The following is a 15,949-nucleotide window of genomic DNA, read 5'->3' as shown; positions in this document are numbered from 1 at the left end:
GAGCGCTCAGCTGCTCTTCCTCACGCGCAGATACCACTCGCACAGCAGCCGCACCTGCTTGGAGGTGTAGCCCTTGTCGACCATGCGCTGCACGAAGTTCTCGTGCTTCTTGGCCTCGTCGGCGCTGGCCTTGGCGTTGAAGCTGATCACCGGCAGCAGCTCCTCGGTGTTCGAGAACATCTTCTTCTCGATCACGGTGCGCAGCTTCTCGTAGCTCGTCCACAGCGGGTTCTTGCCGGCGTTGTTGGCGCGCGCGCGCAGCACGAAGTTGACGATCTCGTTGCGGAAGTCCTTCGGGTTCGCGATGCCGGCGGGCTTCTCGATCTTCTCGAGCTCGGCGTTGAGCGCCTGGCGGTCGAACACCTCGCCGGTGTCGGTGTCGCGGTACTCCTGGTCCTGGATCCAGTAGTCGGCGTAGGTGACGTAGCGGTCGAAGATGTTCTGGCCGTACTCGCTGTAGCTCTCGAGGTAGGCGGTCTGGATCTCCTTGCCGATGAACTCCGCATAGCGCGGCGCCAGCAGCTCCTTCACGTACCCGATGTACTTCTGCTCCTGCTCGGCCGGGAACTGCTCGCGCTCGATCTGCTGCTCGAGCACGTACATCAGGTGCACCGGGTTGGCGGCGACCTCGGAGGAGTCGAAGTTGAAGACCTTGGACAGGATCTTGAACGCGAAGCGCGTCGAGATGCCGCTCATGCCCTCGTCGACGCCGGCGTAGTCGCGGTACTCCTGGTAGCTCTTGGCGCGCGGGTCGGTGTCCTTGAGGTTCTCGCCGTCATAGACCAGCATCTTGGAGTACAGCGACGAGTTCTCTGGCTCCTTGAGCCGCGTGAGCACCGCGAACTGCGCCATCATCTTCAGCGTGCCGGGCGCGCAGGTGGCCTCGGCCAGCGACGAGCCGCGGATCAGCTTGTCGTAGATCTTGATCTCTTCGCTGACGCGCAGGCAGTACGGCACCTTGACGATGTAGATGCGGTCGAGGAAAGCCTCGTTGTTCTTGTTGTTGCGAAACGCCTTCCACTCGCTCTCGTTCGAGTGCGCCAGCACGACGCCGTCGAACGGGATCGCGCCGAAGCCCTCGGTGCCCTTGAAGTTGCCTTCCTGGGTGGCCGTGAGCAGCGGGTGCAGCACCTTGATCGGCGCCTTGAACATCTCGACGAACTCGAGCAGGCCCTGGTTGGCCAGGCACAGGCCGCCGGAGTAGCTGTAGGCGTCCGGGTCATCCTGCGCGTAGCTCTCGAGCTTGCGGATGTCGACCTTGCCGACCAGGGAGCTGATGTCCTGGTTGTTCTCGTCGCCCGGCTCGGTCTTGCTGACCGCGATCTGCTTGAGCACCGACGGGTGGCGCTTGACGACGCGGAACTTGCGGATGTCGCCGCCGTACTCCTCGAGCCGCTTCACCGCCCACGGCGACAGGATGCGCTGCAGGTAGCGGCGCGGAATGCCGTACTCCTTCTCGAGGATGGGGCCGTCCTCGTCGGCGTTGAACAGCCCCAGCGGCGACTCGTTCACCGGCGAGCCCTTGAGCGCGTAGAACGGCACGTGCTCCATCAGCTGCTTGAGCCGCTCGGCGATCGAGCTCTTGCCGCCGCCCACCGGACCCAGCAGGTAGAGGATCTGCTTCTTTTCCTCCAGGCCCTGCGCGGCGTGGCGGAAGTAGGAGACCACCTGCTCGATCGAGTCTTCCATGCCGTAGAACTCGGCGAAGGCGGGGTAGCGCTTGATGACCTTGTTCGCGAACAGCCGCGACAGGCGAGGATCGTTGCGCGTGTCCACCAGCTCGGGCTCGCCGATCGCCTGCAGCATGCGCTCGGCCGCGGTGGCGTAGGCCAGAGGGTCGCGCTTGCAGATGTCGAGGTACTCCTCGAGGCTGAGTTCCTCTTCACGGTTGCGCTCGTAGCGCGCGGTGAAGCTGCTGATCACATCCATGCCAGTCCTCCTAGACCGCTTGCGGAGGCGGCGTCGCCACGGGGCACCTGATGCCGGGTGCGGCGCTGCCTGTGGATCATCTTTACCCGAACTGATCGAAACAGGGGTTCCGAGTTCGTGTCACCTCTACCTTCGTCGATGCCGGGCGGCGCGTTGCCTTCATAACGCCGGTCGACACCGGGCAATTCCGTCGATACCTCGAATGGCGCGGTGCGTCATCCGCCGAACACCGTGCAAGAAGGATGCCCCCCTTCGCCGGCGACCGCCAGCGGGTTCGCATGCAACCGACATCCCCGAGATACGGCATCCCCACGCTTCCTGATGGTTCTGAGACCTTAACGCACGGTGGCGGCCGAGGTTCACGCGCCGGCACGGTGCGGCTTCAGGGTTGCCACCAATCTATCGCGTTATCGCGTTTCAGGCACGCCTGCAGCTTCAATATTTCACTTGGCCGCCATCAGGACACAGCTTAGTCTGCGCACGCCGCGGCACCCCGGCTCGCGGGTGTGTTCAAGACGGAGACCGGATCATGGCTTTCCCCCGCCTGATGCATGCGGCGCCGGCCCTGGTCGCCGGCGCCGCCTTCGCCGGCCAGGCGCTGGCAGCGGGGCCCCTGCAAAAGCTCGGCAAGCCCGAGGGCCGCGTCGACATCGTGGCCTGGCCCGGCTACATCGAGCGCGGGGAGACCGACAAGAGCTTCGACTGGGTCACCGCCTTCGAGCGTCAGACCGGCTGCCAGGTCAGCGTCAAGACCGCCGGCACGTCGGACGAGATGGTCGCGCTGATGAACGAGGGCGGCGTCGACCTCGTCACCGCCTCCGGCGATGCCTCGCTGCGCCTGATCGCCGGCAAGCGGGTGCAGCCGATCAACACCGCGCTGATTCCGAGCTTCAGGAACGTCGACACGCGGCTGCAGAAGGCGCCTTGGCACTACGTCGGCGGACAGCATTACGGCACGCCCTACCAATGGGGCTGGAACGTGCTGATGTACAACACCAAGGTCTTCAAGGACCAGCCGCCGTCCAGCTGGAAGGTGGTGTTCCTGGAGCAGACGCTGCCTGACGGCAGGAGCAACAAGGGCCGGGTCCAGGCCTTCGACGGGCCGATCTACATCGCCGACGCGGCGCTGTACCTGCGCAAGACCCGGCCCGAGCTGGGCATCGTCGACCCCTACGAGCTCAACGAGGCCCAGTACAAGGCCGCCTTGGAGCTGCTGCGCGGCCAGCGCAAGATCGTCGGGCGCTACTGGCACGACGCCTTCGTGCAGATCGACGACTTCACCAACGAGGGCGTGGTGGCCTCCAGCAGCTGGCAGTTCCAGGCCAACGTCCTGAAGAGCAAGAACCGCCCGATCGCCACCGTGCTGCCGGTCGAGGGCGCCACCGGCTGGGCCGACACCACGATGCTGCACAGCGAGGCCAGGCACCCGAACTGTGCCTACCTGTGGATGGAGCACTCGCTGAACCCCAAGCTGCAAGGCGACCTGGCGGCCTGGTTCGGCTCGGTGCCGGCGGTGCCGGCCGCCTGCAAGGGCAACAAGCTGCTCGGCGACGACGGCTGTTCGCGCCAGGGCTTCGACGCCTTCGAGAAGATCTCGTTCTGGAAGACGCCCACCAGCAAGTGCGCGTCGCAAAAGGACCGGTGCGTGCCCTACCACCGCTGGGTGACCGACTTCATCGCCGTGCTCGGCGGACGCTGACGACGGCGGCGGTCGCGCTCGAGGGCCTTGCCTGCGCATGATCGACGGCTGCACGCGACCCATGGCCGGGCGTGTGCTGATCGGCGCTCAGGATGTCACCCGTTGGGCACCCTTTGCGCGCCCGGTGAACACGGTGTTCCAGGATCGCGCGCTGTTCCCGCACAGGTCGGTGCGCGTCGCGAAGAAGCTGCGCGGCCACGTGATGCCGACAATCTGACGCTCCACGAATCGCCACCCGCGCCGAGCGCGTAACCTCGGCGGGCCCGTCCTGATGTCCGTGGGCCCACCCGATGTCCGAAGTACCCGACGAAATCCTTGCCGCGCTGCCCGACGCCGCGCGCCAGCGCCTGGCCGCCGCGCAGCCCGCGCCGCTCGGCGCGCGCGAGTTGCGTGCCGATGCGCTCTCCCAGATCGCCGGCACGCCCTTCTTCGCGCGCATGCTGGCCACGCGGTTCCAGCGCGAGACGGTGCTGGAAGCGTTCGCCGCGATGCCGTTGCCGGCGCCGGTGGCCGCGCAGGTGGCGGCGCAGCGTGCGCTTTATCCTGACGCCTACGAGCACGCTGTCCAAAGCGGCCTGGTGGCCGGCGCGCTGTGGCTGGCCGTCGAGCCGAGCGCTACGCGCTATGACGTCGGCATGCTGGTCGCCGCCGGCGTGCTGCACGACCTCGCCATGCTCGCCGCCGACCCCGCGCTGCACGACCCGGCGCAGCCGCCCCTGGGCGACGCGGCGCGAGCGCAGCTGCTCGCCCATCCGCAGGCCAGCGCGCGTCTGCTCGAGCCGCACCACGTCTATCCGCGCGAGCTGGTGCGCGCGATCACCGAGCACCACGAACGGCTCGACGGCAGCGGCTACCCGCGCGGCCTGGGCGGCGACGCGATCAGCGCCTGGGGCCGCGTGCTGTCGATCACCGAGGTCGTCAGCGCGATGTTCGGCGGCGGCCGCGAGCACCCCGAGCTGCGCTTGTCGACGCTGCTGCGCATGAACCCGGGCCGCTACGACCCGACCCTGGTCGAGACGGTCGGCCGCTGGCTCGCGCCAGCGCTCGATGCCGAGGCCAGCGCCTTCGCCGCCGCGAGCGACCCGTTCAAGCGCCTGCGCGCGCTGCACACGGCGCTCGACGATGCACCGCGGCCCGACGGCCTGGGGCCGCGCGGCGCGGCCATGTTCGACGACTTCCATGCCCGCCTGGGCGGCCTGCAGCGATCGCTGGCCGACGCCGGCGCCGACGCGGCGCAGCTCGGCTGGCTCGCCGCGGCAGCGCCCGACGCCCGGCTGCGCGCCGAGCTGGTGCTGATCGGGCGTGAAGCGAGCTGGCAGCTGCGCATGCTGGCCCAGCAGCTGCAGCGGCGCTTCGGTGCAGCGCCGCTGCCGCCGACGTTGCGCGGCTGGTTCGATCGCGTCGAGGCCCTGGTCGCCGACGCCTGATCGGCGCCGGCCCGGACCGCTCAGGCCGGTTCGGTTCCGCCGCGCAGCCGGTCGATCAGGCCGTTGAGCTCGTCGAACGAGCCGAAGGCGATCGCCAGCTCGCCCTGCTCGCCGTGGCGGCTTCGCTTCTTGATGCGGATCTCGACCGTGGCGGTCAGCAGGTCGGAGAGCTCCTCTTCCAGCCGCGTGAGGTCGCGCGGCTTGGCGGCCTTGCCCTTGAGCAGCTGGGTCTGGCGCCCGCCCGCGGTCAGGCGCGCGACCAGCTTCTCGGCGTCGCGCACGGTGAGCTTCTTGGCGGCGATCTCGTGGCCGGCGGTGATCTGCTGCGCGCGGTCGAGCGCCAGCAGCGCGCGCGCATGGCCCATGTCGAGGTCGCCGGCCAGCAGCATCTGCTGCACCGGATCGGCCAGGTTCAACAGCCGCAGCAGGTTGCTGGCCGCCGAGCGCGAGCGGCCCACGGCCTGCGCGGCCTGCTCGTGCGTGAGGCCGAACTCGTCGGTCAGGCGCTTGAGGCCGTGCGCTTCCTCGAGCGGGTTGAGGTCCTCGCGCTGGATGTTCTCGATCAGCGCCATCACCGCCGCGGCCTCGTCGGGCACGGCCTTGACGAGCACCGGCACCTCGTCGAGGCCGGCGAGCCGGGCCGCACGCGTGCGACGTTCGCCGGCGATGATCTCGTAGCGGCCGTCGGCGGGATCGCCGATCGGTCGCACCAGCACCGGCTGCATCACGCCTTGCGACTTGATGCTCTCGGCCAGCTCGTAGAGCGAGCCTTCGTCCATGCGCGTGCGCGGCTGGTACTTGCCGGGCGACAGCGCCGAGAGCTTCAGGGTCGCGGGTGCGCTGTCACGGGCGGCGGCGGCGGGGGCATCGCTCGCCTTGGGGCCGAGCAGCGCCTCAAGGCCGAGGCCCAGGCCCTTGGGTTTCTTGGTCACCATCGGTCGATTGTCCCCGATGCGCCTGCGGCGCCGGCGCGTCGCGCACGGTCGGCGGGGCCGGCGTGGCCGGGCGCGGCGGCGCGGTGTGCCGCGACAGCGGGCTGGCGCTGTCGCGGCCGGCGCGGCGCGCAGCCGGATGCACGATGTCGCGCTCGATGCGCTTGCGCAGCGCGCCCCAGCGAGGCTCCGTGCCGCGCGGGTGCGACGCCATCCACGCGAGCGCCGCATCGGCGCGCACGAACGGCTGGTGCTGCGGGCCCATCGCGCGCCAGCGGCCGCGAAACGCCGCGACCTGCGCGCCGAGTTCGGGCTCGCCGTCGGTATCGAGCTCGAGCGCGCGCCGCAGATCGCGCAGGTTCAACCAAGCATGGCCGCCCTCCTCGATCACGCGCACCGGATGGCCGGCGATGCTGTGGTGGTGGCCTTCGAGATCGCGCCAGGCGTGCGCGCGCAGGCGCTGCACTGCATCGGCCCCGGCCTCGGCGAGCGGACGCGCGAGCGCGAAGCCCCAGACCACCGCGGTGCTCAGCGACGGGATCAGGCCCAGCCATCGGTAGACCGCAGCGCTGAGCGCCGCGCAGGCCAGCGAGCGCAGCAGCAGCTGCAGCCATGGCGAGTCCGCGCGACTGCCCACGGCCTCGGGCATCAGCGCTCGTCGAGCAGCGCTTCGAGCAACGCGCGGCCCTCGGGCCAGTCGCCGAGTCCCGACTCGCCGTTGAGATGCCCGCGCGCGCCGGCAAGCACGAGGCTTGCGCCCCAGTCGCTCGCGAAGCCACCGGCGCGCTCGAGCGTGCAGTAGCTGTCGTCACTGCTGGCCACCAGCGTGGCGCGAAACGGCAGGCGCTGGCGCAGCGGCACTCGCCAGTTGTGCAGATCGAGCGGGAAATCGGCCTGCTCGGGATCGGGTGGCGCAACGAGCAACGCCGCCTGCACGCGCGCGACGAGCTGCGAATGCGCGGCCCACGCCGCCACCAGATGGCAGCCCAGGCTGTGCGCGACCAGCACGGCGGGACGCGCCTGCGCATCGTCGCGCAGCACCGCGTCGAGGCGCGCCATCCAGTCGCCGCGCAGCGGCCGCTGCCAGTCGGCCTGCTCGACGCGCTCGTCGCCGTGCAGCGCCTCCCAACGCGACTGCCAATGCGCCGGCCCGCTGTTCTGCCAACCGGGCAGGATCAGGATGCGAGGCTTCATTCGACGTTGGGGTCCGGCGATCGGTAGTGGTAGGCGTAGCCGTCGCGAAAGCCCATCGACGCGTAGACGTGGCGGGCCGCGGCGTTGTCGGCATCGACTTGCAGGTAGGCGGTCTGCGCACCGGCTGAGCGGGCCTGCGCCAGCAGCGTGGCGCACAGCCAGCGCGCGAGGCCGCGACCGCGCTGCGAGGGCGCGGTGAACACGTCGTAGAGACCAACGAGCTCATCCTCGATGGCCATCTGTGCGCAGGCGACGACGGTGCCCTCCTCGTCCTTGAGCAGCAGGCCGCGGTACGGCACCGGCGAGGCGGCCAGACGTTCCGCGTGCGCCTGACGCTGCGCCAGCGGCGAGCCGCGCAGGCGCCCGACGGCCTCGGCGTAGCCGCCGTTGCCGGGCGCCTCGGCGCGCAACCCGGCCGGCGCCGTCGGCGGCGCTACAAGGCTGTCGAGCCGCTCGAGCAGCATCACGCGCGTGTCGTCGAAGCGGTGCCAGCCGCGGGCATGCAGCTCGGCGTCGAGCGAGGGTGGCTGCGTGAACGGCGTGATGCGCACGATGCAAGGCAGCTGCGCCGCCGCATAGGCCGCTTGCACGCGCTCGATCTGTGCGTCGAGCGGCTGGGCCGACGCGGCGATCGCGTTGGCGCAGCGCGCGCGCTTGGCCTTGCCGGGCGACAGGCGCAGCAGCCAGCCGCCGACGAGGCGCTGCTGCGGCGGCGCCGAGGCATTGAGGCCGGCCTCCTCGGCACGCGCGAGCAAGGCACGATTGAAGTCCGATGCCGCACGGGCGGCGTCGCGGGCGTTCATGCGCATGGCAATCAGCGCATGGTGTCGATGCGCGCGACCATCTCGCGCGCGAAATCGACAAAGGCCTGCGCGCCCTTGGAGGCCGGATCGAACACCACGCCCGGCAGCCCGTAGCTGGGTGCCTCGGCCAGACGCACATTGCGCGGGATCACGGTGTCGAACACCTTGTCGGCGAAGTGCGCCTTGAGCTGTTCGCTCACCTGCTGCTGCAGTGTGATGCGCGGGTCGTACATCACACGCAGCAGGCCGATGATCTGCAGGTCCTTGTTCAGGTTGGCATGCACCTGCTTGATGGTGTTGACGAGGTCCGACAGGCCCTCGAGCGCGAAGTACTCGCACTGCATCGGCACGACAACGCCGTGCGCGCTGGTCAGGCCGTTGAGCGTGAGCATCGACAGCGACGGCGGGCAGTCGATCAGCACGAAGTCGTAGTCGGCGTCGACCGCGCCGAGCGCGGCCTTGAGGCGCTTGTCGCGCCGCTCGAGCTCGACCAACTCGACCTCGGCGCCCGCCAGTTCGCGGTTCGCGCCGAGCACGTCGTAGCCGGCCTTGTCGGCGCGCGCGCGCGCTTCCGCGATGCTCGCGCTTTCAAGCAGCACGTCGTAGACGCTCAGCGGCAGCGTGCGCTTGTCGACCCCCGAGCCCATCGTCGCGTTGCCCTGCGGATCGAGGTCAACCACCAGCACGCGCTGGCCGATCAACGCCAGCCCGGCGGCGAGATTGACGGTGGTGGTCGTCTTGCCGACGCCGCCTTTCTGGTTCGCGATGCAGAAGATCTTCGCCATCGGGCGTTGCTTTGTGGTGGTGGAGTGATGCCGAGTGGCAGGCGACACGCAAGTGAGTGATTGCTCTCGCTTTGCGCGCCATTTCATGCCCGGATGGCGGGCCCGGAAACCAGTGCCGGCGGATTCTTCCGTCGGCACCGGAGGTGGTCAAGGCAGGGCGTCACGAGGACGCGAGCCTGAAGCCAAAGCCGACCAGGAACACGCCCGCGAGCCGCTCTAGCCAGCGTGCGGCGCGCCGGTGAGCACGCACCTGGCGTGCCACCAGGTTCGCGCAGGCGCTCAGGCTCAGGCAGTAGATCAGGGTCATCAGCGCGATGGTCGCGGCCATCGCCGCGAAGGTCGGCAGGCCTTGGTGCTGCGCCGGGTCGATGAAGAGCGGAAAGAAGGCCATGTAGAACACGATGGCCTTCGGATTCAGCAGCGTGATCAGGAAGGCCTGGCGCGCGTAGCGGCCGGCGTCCATGCGCACGACCGGCGCGGCGCCCTCCTTCGCGAACAGCAGCCGAAGGCCGATCCAGGCCAGGTAGGCGGCGCCGGCCCACTGCACCGCGCGAAACACCGCCTGGTAGGCCGCGAGCAGCGCGGCGACGCCCGCCACCGCCAGCCACAGCAGGACCTGATCGCCGACCATCAGACCCAGCGTCGCGGCCGCACCCGCGCGCAGGCCGCCCTTGCCGGTGGCCGTCAGCAGCGCAAAGGTGCCCGGTCCGGGCAAGGCCAGGAAGACAAGCACGGCGGCGCAGAAGGCGCCGTAGTCGGAGATGCCGAGCAGCATGGCGGTCGGGGATCGTGGTTCAGGAAGTCGGGCGCGGGCGCATCCAGACGAGGCAGCGTTCGGCGTCGAGACCAGGCACCGTCAGCGGCTCGACGCGCAGCACCTCGACGTCGGTCGGCAGCGCGGCAATCTCGTCGTCGGGCCGGCGGCCCTTCATCGCCATCCAGACGCCGCCATCGGCCAGCAGCGGGCGCGTGAGCGCGACCAGGTCGGACAGCGACGCAAAGGCACGCGCGGTGATCACCGGCCAGGGCCTGGGCAGCAGCGACTCGACGCGGGCATGCAGGCCACGCAGGTTGGGCACCGGCAGCTCGGCCGCGACCTGGCGGATGAAGCTGGCCTTCTTGGCGACGGTATCGACGCAGCTCACCTCGATGGTCGGGCACGCAATCGCGATCGCGGCGCCCGGCAAGCCGGCGCCGCTGCCCACGTCGAGCAGCGCACTCGGCGCGGCCCCGGTGTGCGCCAACAGCGGCGGCACGGCGGCGAGGCTGTCGAGCAGGTGCTGCGTCAGCATCTGCGCCGGTTCGCGCACTGCCGTCAGGTTGTAGACGCGGTTCCAGCGCGAGATCAGTTCGAGATGGCGCAGCAGGCGCTGGCGCTGGTCGGCATCGAGGTCGAGCCCGAGCGCGGTGAGGCCGCGGTCGAGCGTGGCTGTGGCGGTCATGCGGCGGCGTCGCCGGCTGGCGCGTCGTTGGCTGCGTCGGCGGCAAAGCCCTTGAAGCGGCCCTTGCGCAAGTGCACCAGCAGCAGCGAGATCGCCGCCGGCGTGATGCCGGAGATGCGCGAGGCCTGACCCAGCGTCTCGGGCCGGTGGCGCATCAGCTTCTGGCGCACCTCGTGGCTGAGCGCGGTGACCTGGGCGTAGTCGAGTTCGGCAGGCAACCTGAGATGCTCGTAGGCCGCGGCGCGCTCGACCTCCTCGTTCTGCTTGTCGATGTAGCCGGCGTACTTGCTGCCGATCTCCACCTGCTCGATCACCGCGTCGGCCAGCGATTTGCCCCACTCGGCCCGCAGCGTTTCACGTGAAACAGCTTCGTCTGGCTTGGCCAGGGACACGATTTCCGCAACGGCATCCCACTGGACGCCCGGTCTGCGCAGCAACTCGACGAGCGAATACTCGTGCTCGAGCGCCTTGCCGACCAGACGCTCGGCGTCGGCCGCCGCGACGATGCCCGGATGTACCCAGGTCGACTTCAGTCGCTCGGTTTCACGTGAAACAGCGTCGCGCTTTCGGTTGAACGCGGCCCAGCGGGCGTCGTCGATCAGCCCCAGCGCCCGGCCCCGCTCGGTCAGGCGCAGGTCGGCGTTGTCCTCGCGCAGCTGCAGCCGGTACTCGGCCCGGCTGGTGAACATGCGGTAGGGCTCGGTGACACCCTTGCTGATCAGGTCGTCGACCAGCACGCCGAGATAGGCCTCGCCTCGCCCCAGCGCGAACGGCTCGCGGCCTTGCGCCTGCAGCGCCGCATTGACGCCGGCATACAGGCCTTGCGCCGCCGCCTCCTCGTAGCCGGTCGTGCCGTTGATCTGGCCGGCGAAGAACAGCCCGCCGATGGCGCGCGTTTCGAAGCTCGACCGCAGCTCGCGCGGATCGAAGTAGTCGTACTCGATCGCATAGCCCGGGCGCAGGATGTGGGCGTTTTCCAGGCCAGGCATCGAGCGCACCGCGGCGAGCTGGATGTCGAAGGGCAGCGAGGTGGAGATCCCGTTCGGATAGAACTCGTTGGTCGTCAGTCCTTCGGGCTCGAGAAAGATCTGATGGCTCGTCTTGTCGGCGAAGCGGTTGATCTTGTCCTCGATGCTCGGGCAGTAGCGCGGCCCGACACCTTCGATCACGCCGGTGAACATCGGGCTGCGGTCGAAGCCGGAGCGGATGATCTCGTGCGTGCGCTCGTTTGTGTGCGTGATCCAGCACGGCACCTGGCGCGGGTGCTGGGACGCGTCGCCGACGAAGCTGAACACCGGCACCGGATCGAGATCGCCGGGCTGCTCGGCGCAGCGGCTGAAGTCGATCGTGCGGCCGTCGAGCCGCGGCGGCGTGCCGGTCTTGAGCCGGCCTTGCGGCAGCTTCAACTCCTTGAGCCGCGCCGAGAGGCTGACCGCCGGCGGATCTCCCGCCCGACCGCCGCTGTGGTTCTGCAGTCCCACGTGGATCCGGCCGTCGAGAAAGGTGCCGGCCGTCAGCACCACCGTCTTCGCACGGAAGCGGATGCCGACCTGCGTGACGGCGCCGACCACCCGGTCGCCCTCCACCATCAGGTCGTCGACCGCCTGCTGGAACAGCGTGAGGTTCGGCTGGTTCTCGAGCCGGCGGCGGATCGCCGCCTTGTAGAGCACCCGGTCGGCCTGGGCGCGCGTCGCTCGCACGGCCGGCCCCTTGCTGGAATTGAGGATACGGAACTGGATACCGGCCTCGTCGGTCGCGGCGGCCATCGCGCCGCCGAGCGCGTCGACCTCCTTGACCAAGTGCCCCTTGCCGATCCCGCCGATCGACGGGTTGCAGCTCATCTGGCCCAGCGTCTCGATGTTGTGCGTCAGCAGCAGCGTCGCGCAGCCCATGCGGGCGGCTGCCAGCGCGGCCTCGGTGCCCGCATGGCCGCCGCCGACCACGATCACGTCAAACTCTTGAGGAAACAGCATCGAGCGCTCCGCACCGGACCAAAAAAGCGCAAAAAGCGCCGCGGCGAGACGCCGGGCGCTGGGTGCCGCAATTTTAGGCAATCAGCGCCCCGCCGTCACGCGCCGGGGCGCTCGCCTGCGACACTCGAGGGCCATGAACTGCCGCCCAGCCTGCGCCGCCTGCTGCATCGCGCCGTCGATCTCGACACCGCTGCCCGGCCATCCAAACGGCAAGCCGGCCGGCGTGCCGTGCGCGCAGCTCGACGACCAACTGCGCTGCCGCCTGTTCGGTAGGCCCGAACGGCCGGCCGTGTGTTCGTCGCTGCAACCGTCTGGCGAGATGTGCGGCGACAGCCGCGAGCAGGCCCTGCGCTGGTTGGGCCACCTCGAACGCAGCACCCAACCCGACATCACATCATTGTGAGCGCACGCTTTTCTCTCCAGGGCCAGATTGTCTTGATCACTGGCGCCGGCCGTGGACTCGGCCTGGCCTGCGCCGAAGCCGCCGCGGCCGCCGGCGCGCGGGTGCTGCTCAACGGACGCAGCGCTGCGACCCTCGAAGGCGCCGTCGCGCAGGCCCAGGCCGCGGCCGATGCGAGTCGCTCGGGCGGGCAAGCCGAGGCGCTCGCCTTCGACATCACCGATGCCGCCGCGCTCGACCGTGCGTTCGAGACCATCCGCAGCCGCCATGGGCGCCTCGACGGCCTGGTCAACAACGTCGGCCAGCGCGACCGCCGGCCGCTCGAGGCCTTCACGCTGCAGGAGGTGCGCGGGCTGATCGACGCCAACCTCGTCGCGCCGTTCGAACTCGCGCGTCGCGCCGCGGCGCTGATGCCGCCAGCGGGCGGGCGCATCGTCAACATCACCTCGATCGCCGGGCCGCTCGCGCGCAGCGGCGACGCGGTCTACACCGCCGCCAAGGGCGGGCTCGATGCGCTGACCAAGGCGCTGGCGGCCGAGCTCGGGCCGCGCGGCATCAATGTCAATGCGGTGGCGCCGGGCTACTTCGCGACCCCCGTCAACGCCGCGATGACGGCCGACGAAGGCATCGCCGCATGGCTGCGCCAGCGCACCTGCCTCGGCCGCTGGGGCCGCCCCGAGGAGCTGGGGGGTCCGGTCGTGTTCCTGCTGTCCGGGGCCGCATCATTCGTCACCGGCCACACGCTGGTGGTCGACGGCGGCCACGCGATGCACTTCTAGCCGGCGCGTCGGCGCCCCTCGTCCGCCCTCACCGGCACCAGCGCGGGCGCCGGACGCAGCCTGGCCAGCAAGTTCATCGCGCCCGGATGACCCCAGTACTTGTCGAAGAAGTAATGCAGCACCGTGTTGACGAGCGGCTCGACGAAGGTGATGGCACCGGCGATCGTCACGCTGCCGGTCAGCAGGTAGCCGACGGTGAACGAAGTCCCCAGGTGCAGGACGCCGAAGGTGGCAGTCTTGGTCATGGCAACACCTTTCAGATGAGAATGATTCCTGTTGCCAATACTAGGCGGCCAAGTCGATAGCCGCAATCAAAGCACTCCATCATCGCGATTGCGTTCATCCTGATCGGGCGCAGCGCCCGATCAGTGCAAGACGGGCGGCAAGGACGAGCGCTCGCTCGCAGGCTCGGCCGGCGCTGACGTCACGGCCGCCGGGGAACCGACGCGCAGCAGCTTCACGTCCTGGACAACGCGCCCCGCCTCCAGCGAGATGAGCCGGTCGGCGCTGGCGATCGTTTCCGGCCGGTGGGCCACGATCACCCGCGTGATCGACAAGGCGCGGATCGCGTCGTTGACCTCGCGCTCGCGCTCGACGTCGAGCGCGCTCGTGGCCTCGTCGAGGAACAGCAGCTGCGGACGCTTGTACAGGGCCCGCGCCAGCAAGATGCGCTGTCGCTGCCCGCCCGACAGGCTCGCGCCCAGATCGCCGACCAGCGTGTGATAGCCCATCGGCAAGGCGGCGATCTCCTCGTGCACCGCGGCGCGCTGCGCGCAGGTCTCGATCCAGGCCATGTCCGGCTGCGGGTCGAAGAAGCAGATGTTGTCGGCGATCGAACCGGCGAACAGCAGGTCGTCTTGCATCACCGTGCCGACACGCTCGCGAAAACCGCGCATGCCCACGGCGCGCAGGTCGCGGCCGTCGACGCGCACCTCGCCGGAACTCGGCGCATGCACGCCGAGGAGCAGCTTGACCAGCGTCGTCTTGCCGCCGCCCGACGGCCCGACGATCGCGACCGATTCGCCGGGCTCGATCGTGAAGCTGCAGTCCTTGAGCACCCACGGCTCGCCGTCGGCGTAGCGGAAGCTCACGCCCTCGACCTCGATGCGCAGCGGCGCCGCGGCATTCGAGGCGCCCGGGTGCGCGGGCAGCGCGGCGGGCTCGGGCGCGGTCAGCACGATGTCGGCCAGGCGCTCACCCTGCAGGCGCAGCATCTTCAGTTCGACGGCCTTGTCGATCAGCGCCGAGAAGCGCGTCGCGAACTGCTCCTTGTAGGCCAGGAACGCGAACAGCATCCCGACCGAGAAGCGCTGGTCCATCACCAGCAGGGCGCCGACCCACACCACGGCCACCCGCTCCAGGCCGAACAAGGCCTTGTGCAGCACGCCGAACGCCAGCTCGAGCTTCTTGGTCGCCAGCTCGGCGTTCATCGTGTCGACGACCAGGTTCATGAAGCGCGCCTGGCGGTCGGACTCGCGGTTGAACAACTTGATCGCCGTCACGCCTCGCAGCGACTCGAGGAAGTGCGAAGCCTTCTTCGCGTCGTGAACGATGTGCTCCTCGGTGGCGTGCTTGAGCGGCTGGAAGAAGGCCGCGCGCAGCAGCGCGTAGACCGCCACCGCCGCGACCGCGATCGCGGTCAGCTTGAGGCTGTAGAACGCCATCATCGCCAGCGTCACCACCACCAGCAGGCCATCGAGCACGGCCTCGATGAAGCTCGTGGTCAGGGTTTGCTGGATCTTCTGCACCGCGCCGAAGCGCGACATCACGTCGCCGGCATGGCGCTTCTCGAACCAGGCCACCGGCAGGCGCAGCAGGTGCGTGAACACGTTGCCCAGCCACTGCAGGTTCAGCGTCGCCGAGAGATACAGCACCGCCCACGAGCGCAGCGCGCCCGTTGCCACCTGCAGCACGACCAGCCCGCCGAAACCAAGCCCCAGCGTCAACAGCAGCTCGCGGTCGGCGCTGACCAGGGCGCCGTCGACGACCCACTGCAGCAGGAACGGACTGAGCAGCATGAAGGCCTCCAGCGCCAGCGCCAGCAGGAAGATCTGCGCCAGCGCGCGCTTGAGCCCGGTCACGCGGCCGAGCAGCTGCCCGACCGACACCGACTGCTTGTCCTCGCTGGCGCGGAACTCCGCCGCCGGGCTGAGCTCGAGCGCGATGCCGGTGAAATGCCGCGAGACCTCGTCCAACGGCAGGCGCCGCACGCCGCGCGCCGGATCGTGGATCACCGCGTGGCCGCGCCGTACCTCGCGCAGCACGACGAAGTGGTTCAGGTCCCAGTGCAGGATGCACGGCGCGCGCAACTGCTCAAGGTGCGTGAGCTCGGCACGCAGCGGCCGCGACTGCAGGTTCAATTCGCCCGCAATGCGCACCAGATCGGCCAGCGTCATGCCCTTGAGCGAGACCGAGAAACGCTGCCGCAGCGTTGGAAGGTCGATGCGGTGACCGTGCTGAGACGCGACCATGGCCAGGCAGGCGAGGCCGCACTCGGCGGCCTCGGTCTGCAAGATCATGGGCAAGCGCGCGAGGCCGAGGCCCCAGCGCAGTTCATCCAGCATCGTCTTCCTTTGACAACCTCAC

16 protein-coding genes are annotated in these 15,949 nt (G+C 69.6%); 5 read left to right on the top strand and 11 right to left on the bottom strand.

Annotation, left to right across the window (positions count from 1 at the left end; translation table 11 throughout):
• Nucleotides 1–6: 6 nt before the first annotated feature.
• Nucleotides 7–1,929, bottom strand: a complete 1,923-nt coding sequence (locus tag ACO2TI_RS13930; RefSeq protein ID WP_423285100.1) for a PrkA family serine protein kinase — start codon at nt 1,927–1,929, stop codon at nt 7–9.
• Nucleotides 1,930–2,458: 529 nt separating this feature from the next.
• On the opposite strand from ACO2TI_RS13930, the gene ACO2TI_RS13925 reads away from it, so the two are divergent.
• From ACO2TI_RS13925 to ACO2TI_RS13915, 3 genes are all read left to right on the top strand, one after another.
• On the top strand, nt 2,459–3,628 hold the full coding sequence (locus ACO2TI_RS13925; RefSeq protein ID WP_423285098.1) for an ABC transporter substrate-binding protein: 1,170 nt from the start codon (nt 2,459–2,461) through the stop codon (nt 3,626–3,628).
• Nucleotides 3,629–3,665: 37 nt separating this feature from the next.
• The gene (locus ACO2TI_RS13920; RefSeq protein ID WP_423285096.1) at nt 3,666–3,845 is read left to right on the top strand and encodes a hypothetical protein; all 180 of its coding nucleotides are present in this window, start codon (nt 3,666–3,668) and stop codon (nt 3,843–3,845) included.
• Nucleotides 3,846–3,918: 73 nt separating this feature from the next.
• Nucleotides 3,919–5,055 carry an HD-GYP domain-containing protein gene (locus ACO2TI_RS13915; RefSeq protein WP_423285094.1) on the top strand — a complete coding sequence of 379 codons (1,137 nt, stop codon included), beginning with the start codon at nt 3,919–3,921 and terminating at the stop codon, nt 5,053–5,055.
• 20 nt (nt 5,056–5,075) lie between these two features.
• On the opposite strand, the gene ACO2TI_RS13910 is transcribed toward ACO2TI_RS13915, so the two are convergent.
• The 8 genes from ACO2TI_RS13910 to mnmG all read right to left on the bottom strand — a co-directional run bounded on the left by ACO2TI_RS13910 (nt 5,076) and on the right by mnmG (nt 12,184).
• Nucleotides 5,076–5,990, bottom strand: a complete 915-nt coding sequence (locus tag ACO2TI_RS13910; protein ID WP_423285092.1) for a ParB/RepB/Spo0J family partition protein — start codon at nt 5,988–5,990, stop codon at nt 5,076–5,078.
• Entirely contained in the window at nt 5,950–6,636 is a 687-nt protein-coding gene (locus tag ACO2TI_RS13905) for a hypothetical protein (RefSeq protein ID WP_423285091.1), read from the bottom strand. Before ACO2TI_RS13905 ends, ACO2TI_RS13910 begins: the two co-directional genes overlap by 41 nt.
• On the bottom strand, nt 6,636–7,181 hold the full coding sequence (locus tag ACO2TI_RS13900) for an RBBP9/YdeN family alpha/beta hydrolase (RefSeq protein ID WP_423285090.1): 546 nt from the start codon (nt 7,179–7,181) through the stop codon (nt 6,636–6,638). The genes ACO2TI_RS13905 and ACO2TI_RS13900 overlap by 1 nt, the downstream gene beginning before the upstream one ends.
• Nucleotides 7,178–7,990 (bottom strand): GNAT family N-acetyltransferase, encoded by an 813-nt coding sequence (locus ACO2TI_RS13895; RefSeq protein ID WP_423285088.1) that lies wholly within the window; start codon nt 7,988–7,990, stop codon nt 7,178–7,180. The genes ACO2TI_RS13900 and ACO2TI_RS13895 overlap by 4 nt, the downstream gene beginning before the upstream one ends.
• Nucleotides 7,991–7,995: 5 nt before the next feature.
• Nucleotides 7,996–8,769 (bottom strand): ParA family protein, encoded by a 774-nt coding sequence (locus tag ACO2TI_RS13890; RefSeq protein ID WP_423285086.1) that lies wholly within the window; start codon nt 8,767–8,769, stop codon nt 7,996–7,998.
• 160 nt (nt 8,770–8,929) lie between these two features.
• A complete protein-coding gene (locus ACO2TI_RS13885; protein ID WP_423285413.1) occupies nt 8,930–9,541 on the bottom strand; it encodes a LysE family translocator in 612 nt (203 codons plus the stop codon).
• Between the two features lie 22 nt (nt 9,542–9,563).
• The gene (gene rsmG, locus ACO2TI_RS13880) at nt 9,564–10,211 is read right to left on the bottom strand and encodes a 16S rRNA (guanine(527)-N(7))-methyltransferase RsmG (protein ID WP_423285084.1); all 648 of its coding nucleotides are present in this window, start codon (nt 10,209–10,211) and stop codon (nt 9,564–9,566) included.
• Nucleotides 10,208–12,184: a tRNA uridine-5-carboxymethylaminomethyl(34) synthesis enzyme MnmG gene (gene mnmG / locus ACO2TI_RS13875; RefSeq protein WP_423285082.1), complete on the bottom strand. Its 1,977-nt coding sequence runs from the start codon at nt 12,182–12,184 to the stop codon at nt 10,208–10,210. The genes rsmG and mnmG overlap by 4 nt, the downstream gene beginning before the upstream one ends.
• Nucleotides 12,185–12,317: 133 nt before the next feature.
• Between mnmG and ACO2TI_RS13870 the strand changes: the two genes are divergently transcribed.
• Together ACO2TI_RS13870 and ACO2TI_RS13865 are read left to right on the top strand one after the other, a co-directional pair.
• Nucleotides 12,318–12,587 (top strand): YkgJ family cysteine cluster protein, encoded by a 270-nt coding sequence (locus ACO2TI_RS13870; RefSeq protein WP_423285080.1) that lies wholly within the window; start codon nt 12,318–12,320, stop codon nt 12,585–12,587.
• Nucleotides 12,578–13,363 (top strand): SDR family oxidoreductase, encoded by a 786-nt coding sequence (locus ACO2TI_RS13865; RefSeq protein WP_423285412.1) that lies wholly within the window; start codon nt 12,578–12,580, stop codon nt 13,361–13,363. Before ACO2TI_RS13870 ends, ACO2TI_RS13865 begins: the two co-directional genes overlap by 10 nt.
• Here the strand turns inward: ACO2TI_RS13865 and ACO2TI_RS13860 are convergent.
• Both ACO2TI_RS13860 and ACO2TI_RS13855 read right to left on the bottom strand, forming a co-directional pair.
• On the bottom strand, nt 13,360–13,608 hold the full coding sequence (locus ACO2TI_RS13860; RefSeq protein ID WP_423285078.1) for a DUF2061 domain-containing protein: 249 nt from the start codon (nt 13,606–13,608) through the stop codon (nt 13,360–13,362). The genes ACO2TI_RS13865 and ACO2TI_RS13860 overlap by 4 nt on opposite strands.
• 120 nt (nt 13,609–13,728) lie before the next feature.
• Entirely contained in the window at nt 13,729–15,927 is a 2,199-nt protein-coding gene (locus ACO2TI_RS13855) for a peptidase domain-containing ABC transporter (protein WP_423285077.1), read from the bottom strand.
• Between the last annotated feature and the right edge of the window lie 22 nt (nt 15,928–15,949).

It is taken from the genome of Caldimonas sp. KR1-144, assembly GCF_049446155.1.
Taxonomy (GTDB): Bacteria; Pseudomonadota; Gammaproteobacteria; order Burkholderiales; family Burkholderiaceae_C; genus Rivibacter.
Note: the sequence above shows the minus strand (reverse complement) of the source record. Positions and strands in the feature narration are given on the sequence as shown.